Genomic DNA, 17,133 nt, shown 5'->3' with positions numbered 1-17,133 from the left:
ACCTTGCTCGTGACGCTCCTTCTGCAACGCCAGTGCTTTGTTGTAGACGAACCGGCAGGAGCCAGCAAAGCGGCGCATCTGCCGTTCCTGCTGGCCGTTGGGCAGCAATTCGTACTTGAAGGCTTGAAGTCGTTGCACCGCTCAATCGTATTCTTGACCTATGCGTGATGACAACGATATTCACATGGCCGGCACTGCGTTTTTAAAGGGCGTCGGCTACGGTCGGCGCTATCCTTCCCCGCTCTGAAGGACGGGGCTTGCCGCGCCTTTTGGTCAGCGGTGCGGAGCACTTTGGAGGCCAAGGCGGGGGCGGTAGTCTATAATCCTGCCAATTCCCCTAATGCGTTCGCGCCAGCGGTGCGGAGCACTTTCGTCGCCATGACTGAGGCTGTCTCTACTGCCGATTCTGCCTTGCTGACCGTACAAGGGCTGCGGGTTTTCTTGCCCAGCCGTGCAGCTGGCGAGCCCTCGGGATCCCCGGTGGTGGACGGGCTGTCTTTCCAGATCGGGATCGGCCAGACCTTAGGCCTGGTGGGGGAGTCGGGATCCGGCAAAACCATGACCGCCCTGACGCTGATTGATCTGCTGCCCAGCTCGGCCCGGGTGGAGGGCAAAATCCTCTTCAAGGGCCCCAACGGAACGGTGGACTGGCTGCAGTTGGATCCCCGGCAACGGCGGCGCTATCGCGGATCCCAGATCGCCATGATTTTCCAGGAGCCGAGCACCGCCCTCAACCCCCTCTACACCTGTGGCCAGCAGTTACAGGAAACCTTGAGGGCCAACACCTCCCTGAGCCCGGCGGAGATCCGCGCCCAAGCCATTCGCCTGTTTGAGGAGGTGCAGCTTTCTCCCCAGATGCTGGAGCGCTACCCTCATCAGCTCTCCGGCGGCCAAATCCAGCGGGCGGCCATCGCCTGTGCCATCGCCTCCAATCCCCAACTGTTGATTGCCGATGAGCCGACCACCGCTCTAGATGTTACGGTGCAAGCGGAAATCCTGCGCCTGCTCTGGGAGCTGCAGCAGCACCGGCAGATGGCCATCCTCTTCATCACCCACGATCTCAATTTGGTGGCCGAACTGGCAGATCAGGTGGTGGTGATGCGCCGGGGCCAAGCTGTGGAACAGGGATCGGTGGAGCAGATCTTTCGGGATCCCCAGCATCCCTACACCCGCGGCCTGTTGGCCTGTCGCCCGGTGTTGGAGCGGCGGTTGCGGCGGTTGCCCACCGTCCAGGATTTTCTGGAAAAAGGGGGATCCCTGGAGGAGCAGTGGCAGCAAGTGGAGATCCCAGCTGCCGTTCGCGTAAGCGGGACGGAGTCCTTAGAGGAAGAACGGCTGCGCCGGCTGTACAGTCAGCCCCCCCTGCTGCAGGTGCGGGATCTGCGAACCCACTACGCCGTCCGTCGAGGGCCATTTGGCCGCCAGGTGGGCGAGATCCGAGCTGTGGATGGGATCAGCTTTGACCTCTACCCCGGAGAGACCTTGGGGCTGGTGGGAGAGTCCGGCTGCGGCAAAACCACCCTGGGGCGAACCCTGTTGCGCCTGGTCCGTGCCAGCTCTGGCCAGGTGATCTACGACGGCGAGGAGCTGCTCCGCTTGCCGCCCCAACGCTTACGTCGTCTCCGCCGCGAGATTCAGCTGATCTTTCAGGATCCGGCAGCCTCACTGGATCCGCGCATGAGTGTGGGAGCCAGCGTCATAGAGCCAATGGCCCTGCACGGGATTGGGAGAAATGCTGCTGAGCGACGAGCACGGGCCCAACGCCTGTTTGAACGGGTAGGGTTGGATCCGGAAGCGCTGGATCGCCTGCCCCACCAGTTTTCCGGAGGACAGCTGCAGCGGATCTGTATTGCCCGCGCCCTGGCCTCGGAGCCCCGCCTGATCGTCTGCGATGAGGCAGTGTCTTCCCTGGATGTCTCCGTGCAGGCCCAGGTGCTGAACTTGCTCAAGGATCTGCAGGAGGAACTGGGGTTGGCCTACCTGTTCATCTCCCACGACCTGAGCGTGGTCAAGTTCATGAGCGACCGCATCATGGTCATGAACCGGGGCCGCATCGAAGAGCTTGGCCCCGCCTCCCAGATCTACCAGCAGCCGCAGCAGGACTACACCCGCCGCCTCATCGCCGCGTTCGCGCCAGCGGTGCGGAGCACTTCCCCCAAAGGGAGATCCGTTCGCGATAGCGGGCCGTAGGCCTTAAAAACGCACCCATTTGCCCCAAACGGGTTGAAAAGTTTCCCCTGCATCCGGCTCCGGGCTGGGCAACCCTGCGGGTTAACTTCGCAGTAAGATTTGCAATGAGGCTAAAATTAAGTAAACTTCCAGTCGTAAAGCTTCGGCTCTTTGTTAGCACATTTAACAAAACGTTTTATCCGCAGTTTGGGCTGCAACCGGCTATGGCTCGCATACTCATTATTGAGGACGACCCTTCGATTCTGGATATCCTGCGCATCAATCTGGAGTTGGCGGGCTACGAGGTTGTGAAGGCCACCGATGGGGTGCGCGGACAAGCACTGGCTCTGCAAGTTCTCCCCGATCTGATCATCCTCGACCTGATGCTGCCCCAGGTAGATGGCCTGACCGTTTGTCAGCGCTTGCGGCGGGAGGAGCGCACCAGCGAGATCCCGATTTTGATGCTCACCGCCCTCGGCCAAACCCAGGACAAGATCGAGGGCTTTAATGCCGGTGCCGACGACTACCTGACCAAGCCTTTTGAGGTGCAGGAGCTGCTGGTGCGGGTGCGGGCCCTGCTGCGTCGCTCAGACCGGATCCCACAGGCGGCCAAGCATGGGGAGATCCTCACCTATGGCCCTCTCACGCTGGTGCCGGAGCGCTTTGAGGCGTTGTGGTTCGGCAAAACCATCAAGCTCACCCACCTGGAGTTTGACCTGCTCCACTGTCTGATGCAGCGACATGGGCAGACCGTTTCCCCCAGCGAAATCCTGCAGGAGGTGTGGGGCTACGAGCCCGACGACGACATCGAGACCATCCGTGTTCACATCCGCCACCTGCGCACCAAGCTGGAGCCGGATCCCCGCCACCCCCAGTACATCAAAACCGTCTATGGGGCGGGCTACTGTCTGGAGTTGCCCAACATTGCCGATCCCGTCCCACCGCAGCCAGAGCTGGCGAAAGATTCCCACAAATAATGATTCTTTATGATTCTTTCATGATTCTTGAGGATGCTGCTCACGCAACTGCTAATCTAGGGGATGCCCTGCTGCAGATTGCGCTCTGAGATCTATGCCTGGTGCCATTCGGTATTTGATGTGCCCACCCGATCACTACGAGGTGGACTATGTGATCAACCCCTGGATGGTGGGGAATGTTCACCGCTCTTCGCGAGAACGGGCGCTGCAGCAGTGGCAGGCTCTTTATCGGCATCTCTCGCAGCGGGCGGAGGTGAAGCTAATCCAGCCGGTGCCGGGATGGCCGGATATGGTGTTTACGGCGAATGCCGGGCTCATCCTGGGATCCAAGGTGGTGCTGAGCCGTTTTTATCACCCAGAGCGGCAGGGGGAACAGCCCCATTTCAAGGCTTGGTTTGAGGAACAGGGCTACACCGTCTATGAGCTGCCGCCAGCCCTGGCTTTTGAGGGGGCGGGAGATGCTCTGTTGGATCGGGCAGGGCGCTGGCTGTGGGCGGGCTACGGCTTTCGCTCCATGTTGGAGTCTCACCCCTACTTGGCCAAGTGGCTGGGGATCGAGGTGTTGTCTTTGCGGCTGGTGGACGAGCGGTTCTACCACCTAGACACCTGCTTTTGCCCCCTCTCCGAAGGCTATTTGCTTTACTATCCACCGGCTTTTGATACCTATTCCAACCGTTTGATCGAGATGCGGGTGCCCCCTGAAAAGCGGATCCCGGTTCAGGAGGCGGATGCCATTCACTTTGCCTGCAATGCCGTGGATGTGAACGGCACGATCTTGGTGAATCGGGTCAGCCCAGAGCTGGAAGCCACCCTACAGGAGCGGGGATTTGCGGTGGTGCAGACGGAGCTGACGGAGTTCCTGAAAGCCGGTGGGGCGGCCAAGTGCCTGACGCTGCGCCTCGACGAGACGGTGGCTCCCCAAACCGATCCGGTGGCCACGGTGCTCAGCCGGACGGTGACCCTCCAGGGACACTTGGTGGACAGCGACCTGCTCACCAGAGCCGTCGATTGCATTGTCGACAATGGCGGCAGCTTCCAGATCCTCAAGTTTCAGCTTGGGGAAAAACGGCAGAGCACTTCCACGGTGGAACTGGCCGTTTCCGCTCCCACCGAAGAGACCCTGGATACCATTCTCAGCGCCTTGATCGAGCAGGGGGCCCGTCTCTCGGAAGAAACCCAGCAAGATGCCCGTCTGGAGCGGGTAGAGAAAGCAGGGGTAGCGCCCGACGATTTTTATGTCACCACCATCTATCCCACGCAGGTGCGGGTGGCCGGCCAGTGGATCCCGGTGCAGCGGCAGCGCATGGATGGGGTGATCGTGGTCAAGGGATCCGATTGCAATGGCAAGACGGAGTTTTCAGCCTATTGCACCCTGATTCGAGACCTGCAGGTGGGGGATGCCGTGGTGTGTGGGGTGGAAGGGATCCGCACCGTGCGCCAGGCCAGCAAAGAGCGCTCTTCCCAGGAGTTTACCTTTATGGGATCGGGGGTCTCCAGCGAGCGGCGGGTGGAGATCCTGGTGGAGCAGATTGCCTGGGAGCTGCGGCAAATCAAGGAGCGGGGCGGCAAAACGGTGGTGGTGGCAGGGCCGGTGGTCATCCACACGGGCGGCGGATCCCACTTGGCCACCCTCATCCGCGAAGGCTATGTGCAGGCGCTGCTGGGGGGCAATGCCATTGCCGTTCACGATTTGGAGCAGAATCTCTACGGCACCTCGCTGGGGGTGGATCTGTCGCGGGGCACCCCGGTCAAGGGCGGCCACAAACATCACCTCAAAACCATCAACCTCATCCGCAAGTACGGCAGCATCCGGGCCGCAGTGGAAGCGGGCGTGATTACCGGTGGGGTGTTCTACGAGTGCATTCGCGCTCAGGTGCCCTTCTCCCTGGCGGGATCCATCCGTGACGATGGGCCGCTGCCGGATACGGAGATGGATTTGATCAAGGCCCAGCAGGATTACGCACGGCTGCTGCAGGGGGCCGACATGGTGTTGATGCTCTCCAGCATGTTGCACTCCATTGGAGCCGGGAACATGACGCCTGCCGGGGTCAAGCTGATCTGCGTGGACATCAACCCGGCGGTGGTGACCAAGCTGGCCGATCGGGGATCCCTGGAGTCGGTGGGGATTGTTACCGATGTGGGCCTGTTCTTGAGTTTGTTGGTGCAGCAGTTGGCGCGTTTGGGGCAGGTGTATGAGCGCCCGCAACCTGCTCTTGCTGCCCGCTAGCCACCCCATCCATAAGCGCTGTTATCTTTTGGGATCCTTAAACTGGGATCCTCAAGCCTCAAAAGGGTATGCCTTTTATTAGCCTGTTGACGGATTTTGGCCTGCAGGATCCCTATGTGGGCATTATGAAAGGGGTGATTCATACCCTTTCCCCACAGGCTCAACTCATCGACCTCAGCCATGGGATCCCGCCTCAGGATGTGGCGGCGGCTCGCTTTGCCCTGATGACGGCCTACCCCTATCTGCCGTCGGGCACCATTCACCTGGCCGTTGTGGATCCAGGGGTGGGGAGTAGCCGCCGGGCGGTAGCCATCCAAACCGAGACGGGCTTTTTGGTTGGCCCTGACAATGGCCTGTTCAGCGGCGTTTTGGCCCAAACTCCGGCGCTGGCTGCTGTGGAACTCAACCGGCCCCGCTATTGGCGCACCCCCTCTCCCAGCCGCACCTTTCATGGGCGGGATATTTTTGCCCCGGTTGCCGCTCATCTGGCCAACGGGATCCCTTTGGCGGAGCTGGGGGATCCCCTAGACGTAGCAGAACTAACCCGCTGGGAGTGGCCGCCACCCCAGATGGAGACCAACGGCTGTCGCGGCCTGGTCCAGGCCATCGACCACTTCGGCAACGGCATCACCAACCTGCCCGGACAGTGGGTGGAAGGTCGAAGCTGGAGCGCCTGGATCAAAGGGATCCCCGTCCGCTCCGTGGCCACCTTCGCTGAGGGAGAAGTTGGGGAAGTGCTGGCCCTGGTGGGCAGCTCCGGCTGGGTGGAGATCGTGCAAAACCGAGGCAATGCCAGCCGGGCGCTGGATTTTAAGGTGGGAGATGAGGTGCGCGTGCAGTGGATCCTCACCCCCAGCCCCTCTCCCGAAAAGAGGGGGATCCTAGGCAGGTTGGCTTTCCACCGTCACGGCTTCCGTCGGAGTAGTGGGGTTTGAGGCGCCCACTTGGACTTTGATCACCCGCGCTGCGTCGGCTTTGGGCAGAGTGAGGGTGAGGATGCCGTCGCGATAGGTGGCCGAGACTTTCTCCGGCTGGATGCGGCGGGCCAGCTTGAGGATGCGTTGAAAAGGTTGGGGCTCCACTTCTTGGTAGCGCAATTCAGCACCTTCAGGGCCGTGAACCTGGATCTCGCCGCTGATGGAGAGCTGTTGAGCCGTGGCCTCGATGTGGAAGCGTTCCCGATTGGCACCGGGCACCCACAACTGGACGGTGTAGGCTTCGCCGCTCTCCCAAACCTGCAGAGGAGTGGGCAGGAAGGAGCGAGAGCGTCCCCGGTTGGGCTCCGCTTGCAGAGCTTGTACCTCGAAAAGCGGGCTGAAGTAAAGAGTTGCCATAGTGTCTCCTAGGGTAAATAGGCTAAGTCATCAATGGAGTTGAGGGAAGCGAAGAGATCTCGGCAAAGAAGGCTTGGCCTGCACTTGGGATTTGAATTCACAAAATCCTGCTCTGATCATCCAAGAAAGCCATCCCAGCGAGGGAGGGCAAACCGATCTGCGATAGGCAGGATCCCCTCACCTCATGGGGAAGAGGGATGAAAACAAACAGGGCAATCCAATGGTTCACTCGAAACATTTTGCTCAAAACAGAATGGGGTAGATGTGAGTGAAAAAAGAAGACCGTTATGGATCCCACTCCCATTCCCATCCGATTTCAGGTGAACGGCCAACCCTATGGGCAGGTGGTTCCGCCGGGGATCACTCTGCTGAGCTTGTTGCGGGAGCTGGGCTGGGTGGGGGTACGCCGTGCCTGCGACTCGGGGGATTGCGGGGCTTGCACGGTGCTGTTGGAGGGGGATCCCGTCCACAGTTGCCTGTACCCGGCGGCGCGCTTGCAGGGCCAAGCCATCACCACCATCGAGGGGTTGGCCAGAGGCGGGGAATGGGATCCGTTCGCGTAAGCGGGACGGAGTCCTTTGCAGGCCCGCTTTTTAGAGGGACAGGGGTTCCAGTGTGGCTTTTGCACGCCGGGGATGATCTTGAGTGCTCGTCAGCTCTGTGGGGAAGGGATCCCATCCGCTCGCGTAAGCGGGACGGAGTCCTTGGCGGAGCTGCGGGATCACCTGCGGGGCAACCTTTGCCGCCGTACAGGCTATCAAGCCATCTTGGACAGCATTCAAGGGATCCCGGCCTCGTTCGCGTTAGCGGTGGGGAGCACTTTCCCTGAATCAGAGCTGGAGAGTGTGTGGGCTACGTGGGGATTATGAAAAAAATTAAGACTTTTGGCACAGCGGCAATTTTCGCCAGTAGTCCGGCACTAGGATGGCTTCCAGGTATACCCGGCGGGATCCCATGTATGTATATTGCCCGGAGGAGTTTCTGGGAAGCAGAACCCAGTGCAACCTAGAAGCATTGATAGAACGGCTGGAAGAGGGGGGTCGCACCCTTTTGAGCCAGTTGTTCGACGTTCGTTACCCTTACTGGAAGCGTAATCTCCGCAACAACATTCGCTTGGTGGGGGAGCTGCGCTATGTAGGCGAAGTACCCGTTCTGGTTTTGTTTGGCCTCTGGCCGAGAGGCAGTCACGAATACCGGGAGTTCTTAGACCGACGGCGAGATCCGGATTATCAAGAACGGGTGCGGAGCTGGGTGCCCGATGACCGTTTGCAGGCGTGGCTGGCGCAGCGGCACGAACCAGGGGATCCGCCAAACCATCTCCCCCCTCTGCCCGACGAGCTGTATGAATGGACACAGTTCTTGAATGCTCCCAATCCGCAGGAGCGGCTGGTGTTGGAAAGTGGGGAATGGGTTCGGCAAGTACGGGCCCTTTCTCCAGAGCAGCGGCGCCAGGCTTACCAAGCAGTATCCCGCTTGGTAGATGACATTGAAGGCAGGCTCTACCGGCAGCTCCCGCCGTTTTATCTGGAGGCAGAGGTCAAATGCTGGCAGGAGGGATCCCTGTATCTGGCCGTCAGCTTGGTACAAGCGTGCGAGCAGCCAGGGAGATTGTTTCCATTTCTCATTGGAGTTTACGACCACGCCCCAGAGCAAAAGGAACGGTTTGAGCTGGGATGCCAAACCTGCCTCTTTGGGATGAAAGCCAAGCAGCCAGACATTCTCCAGCACCCGCAACCTTTGGAGGTGTGGAAGCGGTACGCCCGTCGCGCCTACCCCGACTACATGGTGGCGGATGAGACCATTTGGTTGGAAATGCAGGAGATCACAGAGGGAAATTTGGCTTTGTCCATGGAGGAGGAAGAAATCCTGCAGAGTACATCCATGCCCCTACTGATCAACGGAAGGGCCGGGAGCGGCAAATCTCTGATGTTGTACTACCGCTTTGCCGACTATTGCAGCCACTACCTCAAAACTTCAAAACAGAGACCTCTTGAGTACCGCCCTCTCTTTTTGACCTATAGCCCAAGCTTGGTGCAGCAAGCCCGCGACAGGGTAAGTTCAATTTTGCGCATCAGCCACCGCTATCGGGAGGAGGGGTGCAGCTTCTCCACGGAGGAAATTCAGCAATGTCAAACTTTTTTTAGCACTTTTCAGGATTACCTGCTGAACTGCCTTCCTGCCGAGCGGCAAGAACGCTACCAACCGGATCGGTATGTCAATTTTTATCGATTTCAGAGCTGGTATTGTGGTCGCCGCGATGTAGAGCTGGCTTGGCACACCATTCGCACGCTGATCAAAGGCTATGAGGTCAGTGACTATTTGGATCCCGATAGCTACCGAGAATTGCCTGAGGCCGACCGCAGTGTGGATGAAGAAGCCTTCGAGCGGATTTACGAAGAGATTTGGCCAGGCTACCGGGATCGAACCACCCACGAGGGCTACTGGGATGACCAAGATTTGGCCAGAGATGTGCTGCAGAATGGCACTCTTAATCCTATTCATCCAGTCATTTTTTGCGATGAGGTTCAGGACTTTACCCAACTTGAGCTGAATATCATTTTTTGCTTATCTCCTTGGGGAAAATACAAGTTGGATTGGGCTATTGATCGCCTGCCCTATGCCTTTGCCGGGGATCCCTTGCAAACCATTAACCCGACGGGATTTCGTTGGGCTGCTCTGAAAAAATATCTCTACGAGCATATCCGCGCCTACTTGTTGCCGAGCCATCCCTTTGAGATTGCAGGCCCGCAGGAGCTGAGAAACAACTATCGCAGCAATCCACAAGTTACTCGTTTTAGCAATGTAGTCAACCTGTGGCGGCGAGTTCTCAGCAAGAGTCGAGAAATCTATCCCCAACAGCCCTGGCGTCCCCATGAGCAGGGCATGCCGGTTCAAAGGTTTGTGCTGGATGGTCAGGAAAGAAACTTAATCGAAGATGAGCTTAGAAAAATGCTTAGTGATCTCACAGGAACAGTCTGTATCTTACCCTGTCCTGTGGGAGAGGAGCTGAACTACGTGCGTCAGGATCCCGAACTCCAGAAGATCTTTGCCGAGGAATTGAAGCAGAATCTTAAACCACCGCTCCTGCAAACTGCTACGTCTGTTAAGGGAATGGAGTTCAAAAAAGTTATCCTCTACAAGTTTGGAAACGCCTATCGACAAAACTTTAACCGAAAGCTTAATGATTACGCCCGAGGAGCTGGGGAGGCGATATCCCTGCAGCTCCATTATTTTCTCAACCAATTGTATGTCGGCATTACCCGCCCCATCGAGGCCCTGGCCATTGTGGACACCTCTGCCGGTTGGCGGGAGTTCTGGGATCCAAGCTTAGAATCCAACTCTTGGCTCGATCATCCTTCTCTGCAACCGGATCGGTCGGAATGGGAGACCGACCCACCGGTATTGGGTTACCCTGTCAAAGGCATCAATATCCAGTACTGGACCAATACAAGCTTGGAAGATCTGCAGGAGGCAGCTCTTGAGCTTCTCAGGCGCGGCATCGAGGAGGGCAACCTCAAACTTCTGGAGGATGTTCAAACTCTGGCGCGGAAGGCAAAAAAACCACCTTTAGAACAGGAATGTCAGGCCTGGCTCCTCAAGCTCCAGAGGGATTACGTTTCCGCAGGGCAAAAGTTCCTGAGCCTGGAGCAGTCTGCTTTGCCCAACAAAAATCTTAAACGAGAAGCCTGGGAGTGCTTTTGGAGAGGGAAGGCCTGGTTGGAGCTGCAGCGTAACGCCGCCTACTTTGCTGGATGTCCTGGGATCCCAGACTACAGCCCCTTGGTGGACTTGATGGTGGCGACCCAAAGAACCTCTGTCAAGTCTATGGAGCGCTTCCGACAGGTGGTGCGGGTGCGAGATTGGCTGAGCGTTGAAGTCAGCCCCAAAGATAGGGACTTCGTCCCGCTTACACGAACGGATTCCACCTGGAAAGAGTGTGTACAGCAATTTTTGGCAGAGCTTGAGCAAGTTCTCAACAACTTGGGAACTTTCTGCCCCCAGGAAGAGGCCCGCAGCCGGTTTTTGCAAGAGACCCTTGAGGCTTTGAAGGGACGTCTGGCCTTTCTCGGCCAGCGGCAGCCGTTCGCGAATCAGTACTACAAGATTTGGGGTATCTGTCACTTCTATCGGCAGGAATTTGAGCGGGCGGTAGAGGTTTGGGATCAGGGGGGCCAAACGGAGCATTCCCCCTACTACCGGGCCAAGATCCACCTGGAACCCCTTCCCGGCAAGGTGAGGTGGCTATCCAAAGACCGCCAAGACTCGGTGGTGCTGGACCGATGGCAAGAGGCAGGACGTCCCCTCACAGGCGAGTGGGCAGAGTACATCGGCGACGTCGTCACCAGTCTGGAGCGCTTGAAAGACTGGCCGCTGATGCTGCGAGTTCTGATCCAGTGCCGAGAGTGGGAGAAGCTCTGGAAAACGGTGCAGGCCCATCCTCAGGCGTGGCAGCGGGGACACGATTACGAGCTGGTGGCTGCCATGGCCCGGGATATCCGGACCAACTGGGAAGACTTAAGGCGCAAATCCCCTGGGCTGCGAGATTTTCTGCAGGAAGTGGTTACCAGCACACAGATGGAGCGGGCCTGGTGGCTACAGCCCCTGGAGGTGGGCTTGGCTTGTGAGCGATTGGGCCACTACCGAGACACGCTCAGGTTTTACGAGCGCTTTACCGAAAGCAGAACCGGCAGACTGACCTGGCAGCAACGCTCTCAAATTCGGCAGCGCTGGCTGGTGACCCACCAAAGGTATCAAGAGGTTCTCCAAGCGGAGGGGCGCCCAACAGATCGTTTGGCGGAGGAGTTTCGACAGGCTCAAGAGCGTTGGAGGGAGCAGCTGCCCCAGGCAGAACCTGAGCTGGACGAACGGGATCCCTGGGCGCTTGACTTTGTGGAGCACCCCAGCCCTGTCCAAAGTTGGCTGCTGCAGCAGGCCCAAACCGATACCCAGAGCCGACTCAGAGCGGAAATCGCCCAGGCGCTGGAGCATCTGAACGAACGACACTTGCAGCAGGTGCACAGCTTGATCCAGCGCTTTTCGCGCGCCGACCCATCCACCTAGGCTGGCTCCGAACGCAGGCCGGGAGGCCTATTGCAGGATTTGGCGCAGGCGCTCCAAGGCCCGTCGGTTCTCTTCAGGGGTGCCCACCGTCAGACGCAGCCCCCCACCCGTGTAGCGCACACCAGTCCCCAGCTCCTGCCAGGCCCGCTGCAGCTCTTGGGGATCCCAGCCGGCCACCCGGAAGTAGAGGAAGTTGGCTTGGCTGGGCCACACCCGCACCCCTGGCAGCTCCTGCAGAGCTTGATAAAGGGCTTCCCGCTCCTGACAAATTAGCGTCACGTCGGCCAAAAGCTCCTCGGCATGCTCCAAAGCCATCTGAACCGCCCACTGAGAAAGGGCCGTGAGGTTGTAGGGCAGGCGGATCCCATCCAACACTTGCATAAGCTGTGGATGACCCACAGCATAGCCCACCCGGTGGGCCGCCAGGCGAAAGGCTTTGGAGAAGGTGCGCAAGATTACCCAGTTGGGATGCTCTGCCAACTTGGGCAGGGCTGTGTGCCGGCTGAACTCAAAATAGGCCTCATCCAAAATCACCAGAATCTCTTCGGGCAGCCCTTCCACCCACTCCCACTCTGCAGCCGTCAGGCCATTCCCCGTCGGCGAGTTGGGATCCACCAGGCACACCACCCGAATGGGATGCTCCCTCAAAGCCTGTTGACAGCGCTCCAGATCCAGAGCAAACGTCTCGGGATCGCGGGGAACCCGCACCACTGGGATCCCCAGGCTCTGGGCCAGGATGGCGTACATGGAGAAGGTGGGCTCTGCCACCAAAATGCCGCCCCGCCCGCCCAAACAAGTGGCAATCAGCAGGGAGCGGATCAGCTCATCCGACCCATTGCCCAAGCTGATCTGCTCTGGCTCCGCTCCGGCATAGGCGGCGATGGCCTGCTTCAGGCCCCGGTGGTGGGCATCGGGATAGCGGTTGCTGGGGATCCCTTTCTCCCAAAGGAGGGAGAGCTTCTGCTTGAAGCCCACCGGCCAATCGAGGGGGAACTCATTGGCATCCAGCTTGTCGGCAGCCGGGGCAGGCACGGCGTCGTAGGGCTTGAGGTGAAGCAAATCGGGGCGCAGATACTGCAAGGCACACATCTTCCTGACGGGGCGAAACACCTATCATAACAGGGTCAACCCGACCCCCTATTCTTTGGTCAGGGATCCCTGCTGACGTAGCGCCTCAAAAAGGGCAATCGCTACGGCATTGCTGAGGTTCAGGCTGCGCACCGGCCCCCGCAACGGAATGCGCACGCTGGGATAGGTTTCCAAAAACATGGGATCCAACCCCCGGCTTTCGCTGCCGAACACCAACCAGTCTCCCGGCTGATAGGTTACTTCCGTATAAAGGGCTTTGCCGCGCACACTAAAACACCAGAACCGGGCCTCAGGGTGGGCCTGCACCAGAGCAGACCAAGAGGGGTAGCGATACAGTTGGACGTGCTGCCAATAGTCCAGCCCCGCCCGCTTGAGGTAGCGATCCGAAAGGCGAAACCCCAGAGGATCCACCAGATGGAGAGGCGTATCGGTGGCTGCACAGGTGCGGGCGATATTCCCCGTATTGGCCGGGATCTCTGGGGCAACCAAAACAACGTGGAAGGGCATAATCCTATCCTACTTGCCCCCAAATCCGCGGTTGCCGCCCCCTTTTTTACCCCCACCTTTGCCCGGCTTGCGGCTGGGCTGTTGCCGAGAGGGAGAGGCCGTTGAACGTCCGCGCCAACTGGGATCCCCGCCGGGAAGAGAGGTACGCCCACCCCCCCAACCCATACCGGGAAAACCGCCACCCATGCCCATGTTGCGCATCATGTCGCGCATGCGTTGAAAATCACTGACCAGTCGGCTGACATCCTCCAGCTTGTGGCCAGATCCGCGGGCCACCCGTCGTTTGCGGCTGACGCTGCGGGCCAACAGATCCGGGTTGCGCCGCTCTTCGGGGGTCATGGAGTTGATCATGGCTTCGGCGCGGGCCAGTTGGTCTTGTCCCTTTTGCAGTTGTTCCTCGCTGATTTTGCCCATCCCCGGCATCAGTCTCAGCAGCCCTGCCAAGGATCCCATGCGTTTAATTAGGCGCATCTGCTTGAGGAAATCGGTGAAATCAAACTGGGCAGTCATCATCTTCTCCGCCATGCTGGCGGCATCTCCCAGGTCGATTTCCTCTTGAGCTTTTTCCACCAAGCTGAGGATATCCCCCATACCCAGAATGCGGGAGGCCATGCGATCCGGGTAGAAGGGATCCAGCGCTTCCACCTTTTCGCCAACACCGATGAACTTGATGGGCTGACCGGACACTTGGCGAATGGAAAGGGCGGCCCCACCGCGGGTGTCCCCATCCAGCTTGGTGAGAATGGCCCCAGTGATGCCCAAGCGCTCGTGGAAGGCTCGGGTAAGGCTGGCTGCCTCTTGGCCGATCATGGCATCCACCACCAGCAGGATCTCGTGGGGCTGCACCGCCGCCTTGATCCGCTCCAGCTCCGCCATCATCTCCAGGTCAATCTGCAAACGACCGGCAGTGTCCAAAATCACGTAGTCGTAGCCCTGCTGTCGGGCCGCCTCCACCCCTTGCCGGGCAATCTCGACGGGATCTGCTTTGCCCAGGTCGAAAACGGGGATCTGAATTTGCTGGCCCAGCGTCTTGAGCTGGTCGATGGCCGCCGGGCGGTAGATGTCTCCGGCCACCATCAGGGACTTCTTGCCCTGCTTGCGCAAGTACAGAGCCAACTTGGCGCAGGTGGTGGTTTTGCCGGATCCCTGCAAACCGGCCATGAGGACAATGGTGGGAGGCTGCTCCGCTTGGGCGATGGGCACGTTGGCTTCCCCCATCACCTTCACCAGCTCGTCGTGGACGATCTTGATGAACTGCTGATCCGGCGTCACCCCCAGGATGACCTCGGATCCCAGGGCAGCTTCCCGCACATCCTCGATGAACTGCTTCACCACCTGCAAGTTGACATCCGCATCCAGCAGGGCTCGCCGCACCTCCCGCAGAGCTTCTTGAATGTTGGTTTCGGTGATCTTGTCCTGGCCGCGCAGCTTTCTCCAGGCCAATTCCAACTTCTCGGAGAGGGCATCAAACATGGGTACTGTGGATCCTGTCAGGCGCTTTGGGGGCATTTCCTACCATAGTCGAATCGGGGCGACTCCATCTTGGGGATCCCAACCAAGGTGGCTATCCCGGCCCAGAAAAACTGGCGACTTCACAAAAGTTTAAGCAACAATAGAGGGCGTTGCATGCAGATCTTCCATGGTCAGCGTCGCTTCCCTTCCCTACAGCACCACCGACTGGCAATTGGGCTATCGCTCCCTATCCCAGGAGTACGACTATTGGATTACGGAGATCGAAGGACGGATCCCGGCAGGGTTGCGGGGAACCCTGTTTCGCAACGGCCCGGGCAAGCTGGAGGCGGGATCCCAGCGCTACGGACACCCGTTCGATGGCGACGGCATGGTCTGCGCCATCACCTTTGTGGAGGGGAAGGTTCATTTTCGCAACCGGTTTGTGCGCACCCGCGAGTTTGAAGCAGAGGAAAAAGCCGGTCGGGTGCTTTACCGAGGGGTGTTTGGCACCCAAAAGCCGGGCGGCTGGTGGAGCAACTTTCTCGACTTGCGGTTCAAAAATCCCGCCAACACCAACGTCATCTACCAGGGAGATAAGCTGCTGGCCCTGTGGGAGGCCAGTGCCCCTTACCGGCTGAACCCGGCCACCTTGGCCACCGAGGGGATCGAAACGTTTGCAGGAGGGATCTCAGCCAACCAGCCTTTTACCGCCCATCCCCGGCGGGATCCCCACACGGGAGATCTCATCGCCTTTGGGGTGCGGGCTGCCCAGAACTCCACGTTGCTGTTTTACCGTCTGGACTCGCGCGGGCGCTTGGTGGAAAAGCGGGATTACCGCCTGCCCGGTTTTGCCTTCCTGCACGATTTTGTCTGGACACCCCGCTACCGTATCTTTTTCCAAAATCCCTTGGCTTTCAACCCCCTGCCGTTTGTGTTGGGCTGGCAACCGGCGGGCACCTGTTTGACCTTGAAACCGGGGGAGCCGACCCGCATCTGGCTCTTTCCCCAGGGCGATAAGCCGCTGCAACTGGAAGCGGAGCCGGGGTTTGTTTTCCATTTTGTCAACGGCTACGAAGTCGGGGATCAGGTGGTGGTGGATGCCGTCCTCTATGAGAACTACCCTGCCCTGGAGACGGATGCCGATTACCTGCAGATTGACTTTGCCCAGATTCCGGCGGGCAAGCTGTGGCGGTTCTATCTGGATCCCAAGGGGGGCAGCGTGAAGCGGGAACTGCTGCTGGATCGCTCGGTGGAGTTTCCGGCCATCCACCCGGCTCAAATGGGGGGATCCCACCGCTACATATACATCGGGGCCACCCATGCTCCTGGCCCCAATGCTCCTCTGCAAGCCATCCTCAAGCTGGATACCGCCACAGGTCGCACACAGCAGTACAGCTTTGCCCCTCGCGGCTTTGTGGGAGAACCGGTGTTCATCCCCGATCCAGAAGGTCAGGGCGAAGAGGCAGGGTGGATCGTGACGGTGGTTTTTGATGCGGCCAGCCAGCGCTCTCAAGTGGTGATCCTAGAAGCAGCCGACCTGACAGCCGGCCCGGTTGCGCGGATCCCATTGCGGCACCACATTCCCTATGGCCTACACGGCAGTTTTACTCCCCAGGTGTGGGCAACGCCCGCCTAAACGGTGAACCCCAGGAATGGCTAATGGATCCCATCGGCTCGGGAAAGATCATGCGCCCCAGCCTTTGCGGGAGCCCTGGGGATCGGTCAGTCGGATCCCGGCTGTGCAGAAACACCTCCAGTCAGCGTTGCCGGAAAAAACTACAGGTACTCTATTCGTTTCAGCTTAGGGTGAGACGCCTGGGCTACTGAGAAAAGCCTTCTGGCTCTGCACCTTCAATGTTTTGGGTGTGAGTATAATGTCCTAGTTCGAATCGAAATGACCATAAAGATGAAATGGTTCTGTCTGGGGGATAAACATTCTGCGGCCTGAGAACCATTCCCTTGGAACAGTTGCTAGTATTGGCTACACGTCGGCTACAGTGTTGACAACTGCTGGCTCCCCAGTTCCCGACGAGGGCACCTGCTGGGAGTTTGTCAATGGAAGCAGGATGGAAAGACGCTGTTGGGCGTTGTTAGGCTAGTGAATGGTGTGTTGAGCAGGTCTTGGGTCAAGAGCAAAGTTATGGCCTGTTTTTGCAACGGTAAATGTCTGCCGCCGAGCATTCTGAATTGACAGCAACGGAACCGTCACAATGTCCTCCGATCTGAGACCTCCCTTTCGACCTGTACGGCCCCCCAGACCCAGCTCAACCGGCGAGGCCAAGGGATCCCTGTCATCAGCGAAAGCTCAGGATCCTGC

General features: G+C 59.0%; 13 protein-coding genes. 8 read left to right on the top strand and 5 right to left on the bottom strand.

The features are described from left to right. Nucleotides 1–138, bottom strand: a 138-nt coding sequence (locus ACVWXE_RS06665) for a helix-turn-helix domain-containing protein (protein ID WP_457441997.1), incomplete at its 3' end; no start/stop codon positions are given. Nucleotides 139–378: 240 nt separating this feature from the next. On the opposite strand from ACVWXE_RS06665, the gene ACVWXE_RS06660 reads away from it, so the two are divergent. The 4 genes from ACVWXE_RS06660 to ACVWXE_RS06645 all read left to right on the top strand — a co-directional run bounded on the left by ACVWXE_RS06660 (nt 379) and on the right by ACVWXE_RS06645 (nt 6,308). Then, complete coding sequence (locus ACVWXE_RS06660) at nt 379–2,190, top strand: dipeptide ABC transporter ATP-binding protein (RefSeq protein ID WP_457489890.1); 1,812 nt, start codon at nt 379–381, stop codon at nt 2,188–2,190. Nucleotides 2,191–2,393: 203 nt separating this feature from the next. Then, nucleotides 2,394–3,146 carry a response regulator transcription factor gene (locus ACVWXE_RS06655; RefSeq protein WP_011431916.1) on the top strand — a complete coding sequence of 251 codons (753 nt, stop codon included), beginning with the start codon at nt 2,394–2,396 and terminating at the stop codon, nt 3,144–3,146. Nucleotides 3,147–3,240: 94 nt separating this feature from the next. Beyond that, nucleotides 3,241–5,373, top strand: a complete 2,133-nt coding sequence (argZ, locus tag ACVWXE_RS06650; protein ID WP_457473555.1) for a bifunctional arginine dihydrolase/ornithine cyclodeaminase — start codon at nt 3,241–3,243, stop codon at nt 5,371–5,373. A gap of 68 nt (nt 5,374–5,441) precedes the next feature. Continuing rightward, nucleotides 5,442–6,308, top strand: a complete 867-nt coding sequence (locus ACVWXE_RS06645; protein ID WP_414351982.1) for an SAM hydrolase/SAM-dependent halogenase family protein — start codon at nt 5,442–5,444, stop codon at nt 6,306–6,308. Here ACVWXE_RS06645 and ACVWXE_RS06640 read toward each other — a convergent pair. After that, entirely contained in the window at nt 6,255–6,707 is a 453-nt protein-coding gene (locus ACVWXE_RS06640) for an Hsp20/alpha crystallin family protein (RefSeq protein ID WP_011431920.1), read from the bottom strand. The genes ACVWXE_RS06645 and ACVWXE_RS06640 overlap by 54 nt on opposite strands. A gap of 287 nt (nt 6,708–6,994) precedes the next feature. Here ACVWXE_RS06640 and ACVWXE_RS06635 point away from each other — a divergent pair, with 287 nt between their 5' ends. From ACVWXE_RS06635 to ACVWXE_RS06625, 3 genes are read left to right on the top strand one after another with little or no spacing between them, the layout of a single operon-like run. Next, on the top strand, nt 6,995–7,270 hold the full coding sequence (locus tag ACVWXE_RS06635) for a (2Fe-2S)-binding protein (protein ID WP_414408606.1): 276 nt from the start codon (nt 6,995–6,997) through the stop codon (nt 7,268–7,270). 15 nt (nt 7,271–7,285) lie between these two features. Further along, nucleotides 7,286–7,576, top strand: a complete 291-nt coding sequence (locus ACVWXE_RS06630; protein WP_457489889.1) for a 2Fe-2S iron-sulfur cluster-binding protein — start codon at nt 7,286–7,288, stop codon at nt 7,574–7,576. Between the two features lie 55 nt (nt 7,577–7,631). Next, a complete protein-coding gene (locus ACVWXE_RS06625; protein WP_457489888.1) occupies nt 7,632–11,768 on the top strand; it encodes a hypothetical protein in 4,137 nt (1,378 codons plus the stop codon). 27 nt (nt 11,769–11,795) lie between these two features. Here ACVWXE_RS06625 and ACVWXE_RS06620 read toward each other — a convergent pair whose 3' ends face one another. From ACVWXE_RS06620 to ffh, 3 genes are read right to left on the bottom strand one after another with little or no spacing between them, the layout of a single operon-like run. Continuing rightward, nucleotides 11,796–12,857, bottom strand: coding sequence for a histidinol-phosphate transaminase (locus ACVWXE_RS06620; protein WP_457394778.1), 1,062 nt, complete (start codon nt 12,855–12,857; stop codon nt 11,796–11,798). 48 nt (nt 12,858–12,905) lie between these two features. Then, nucleotides 12,906–13,364 carry a tRNA (cytidine(34)-2'-O)-methyltransferase gene (locus ACVWXE_RS06615; protein ID WP_414342486.1) on the bottom strand — a complete coding sequence of 153 codons (459 nt, stop codon included), beginning with the start codon at nt 13,362–13,364 and terminating at the stop codon, nt 12,906–12,908. 9 nt (nt 13,365–13,373) lie between these two features. Continuing rightward, nucleotides 13,374–14,837 carry a signal recognition particle protein gene (gene ffh / locus ACVWXE_RS06610; RefSeq protein WP_414398875.1) on the bottom strand — a complete coding sequence of 488 codons (1,464 nt, stop codon included), beginning with the start codon at nt 14,835–14,837 and terminating at the stop codon, nt 13,374–13,376. A 166-nt stretch (nt 14,838–15,003) separates the two neighbouring features. On the opposite strand from ffh, the gene ACVWXE_RS06605 reads away from it, so the two are divergent. Further along, nucleotides 15,004–16,452, top strand: coding sequence for a carotenoid oxygenase family protein (locus ACVWXE_RS06605; protein WP_457489887.1), 1,449 nt, complete (start codon nt 15,004–15,006; stop codon nt 16,450–16,452). Nucleotides 16,453–17,133: the final 681 nt, after the last annotated feature.

It is taken from the genome of Thermostichus sp. MS-CIW-41 (assembly GCF_054058915.1).
The sequence above is the reverse complement of the archived record's forward strand: the minus strand, read 5'-3'. Positions and strand labels throughout refer to the sequence as shown.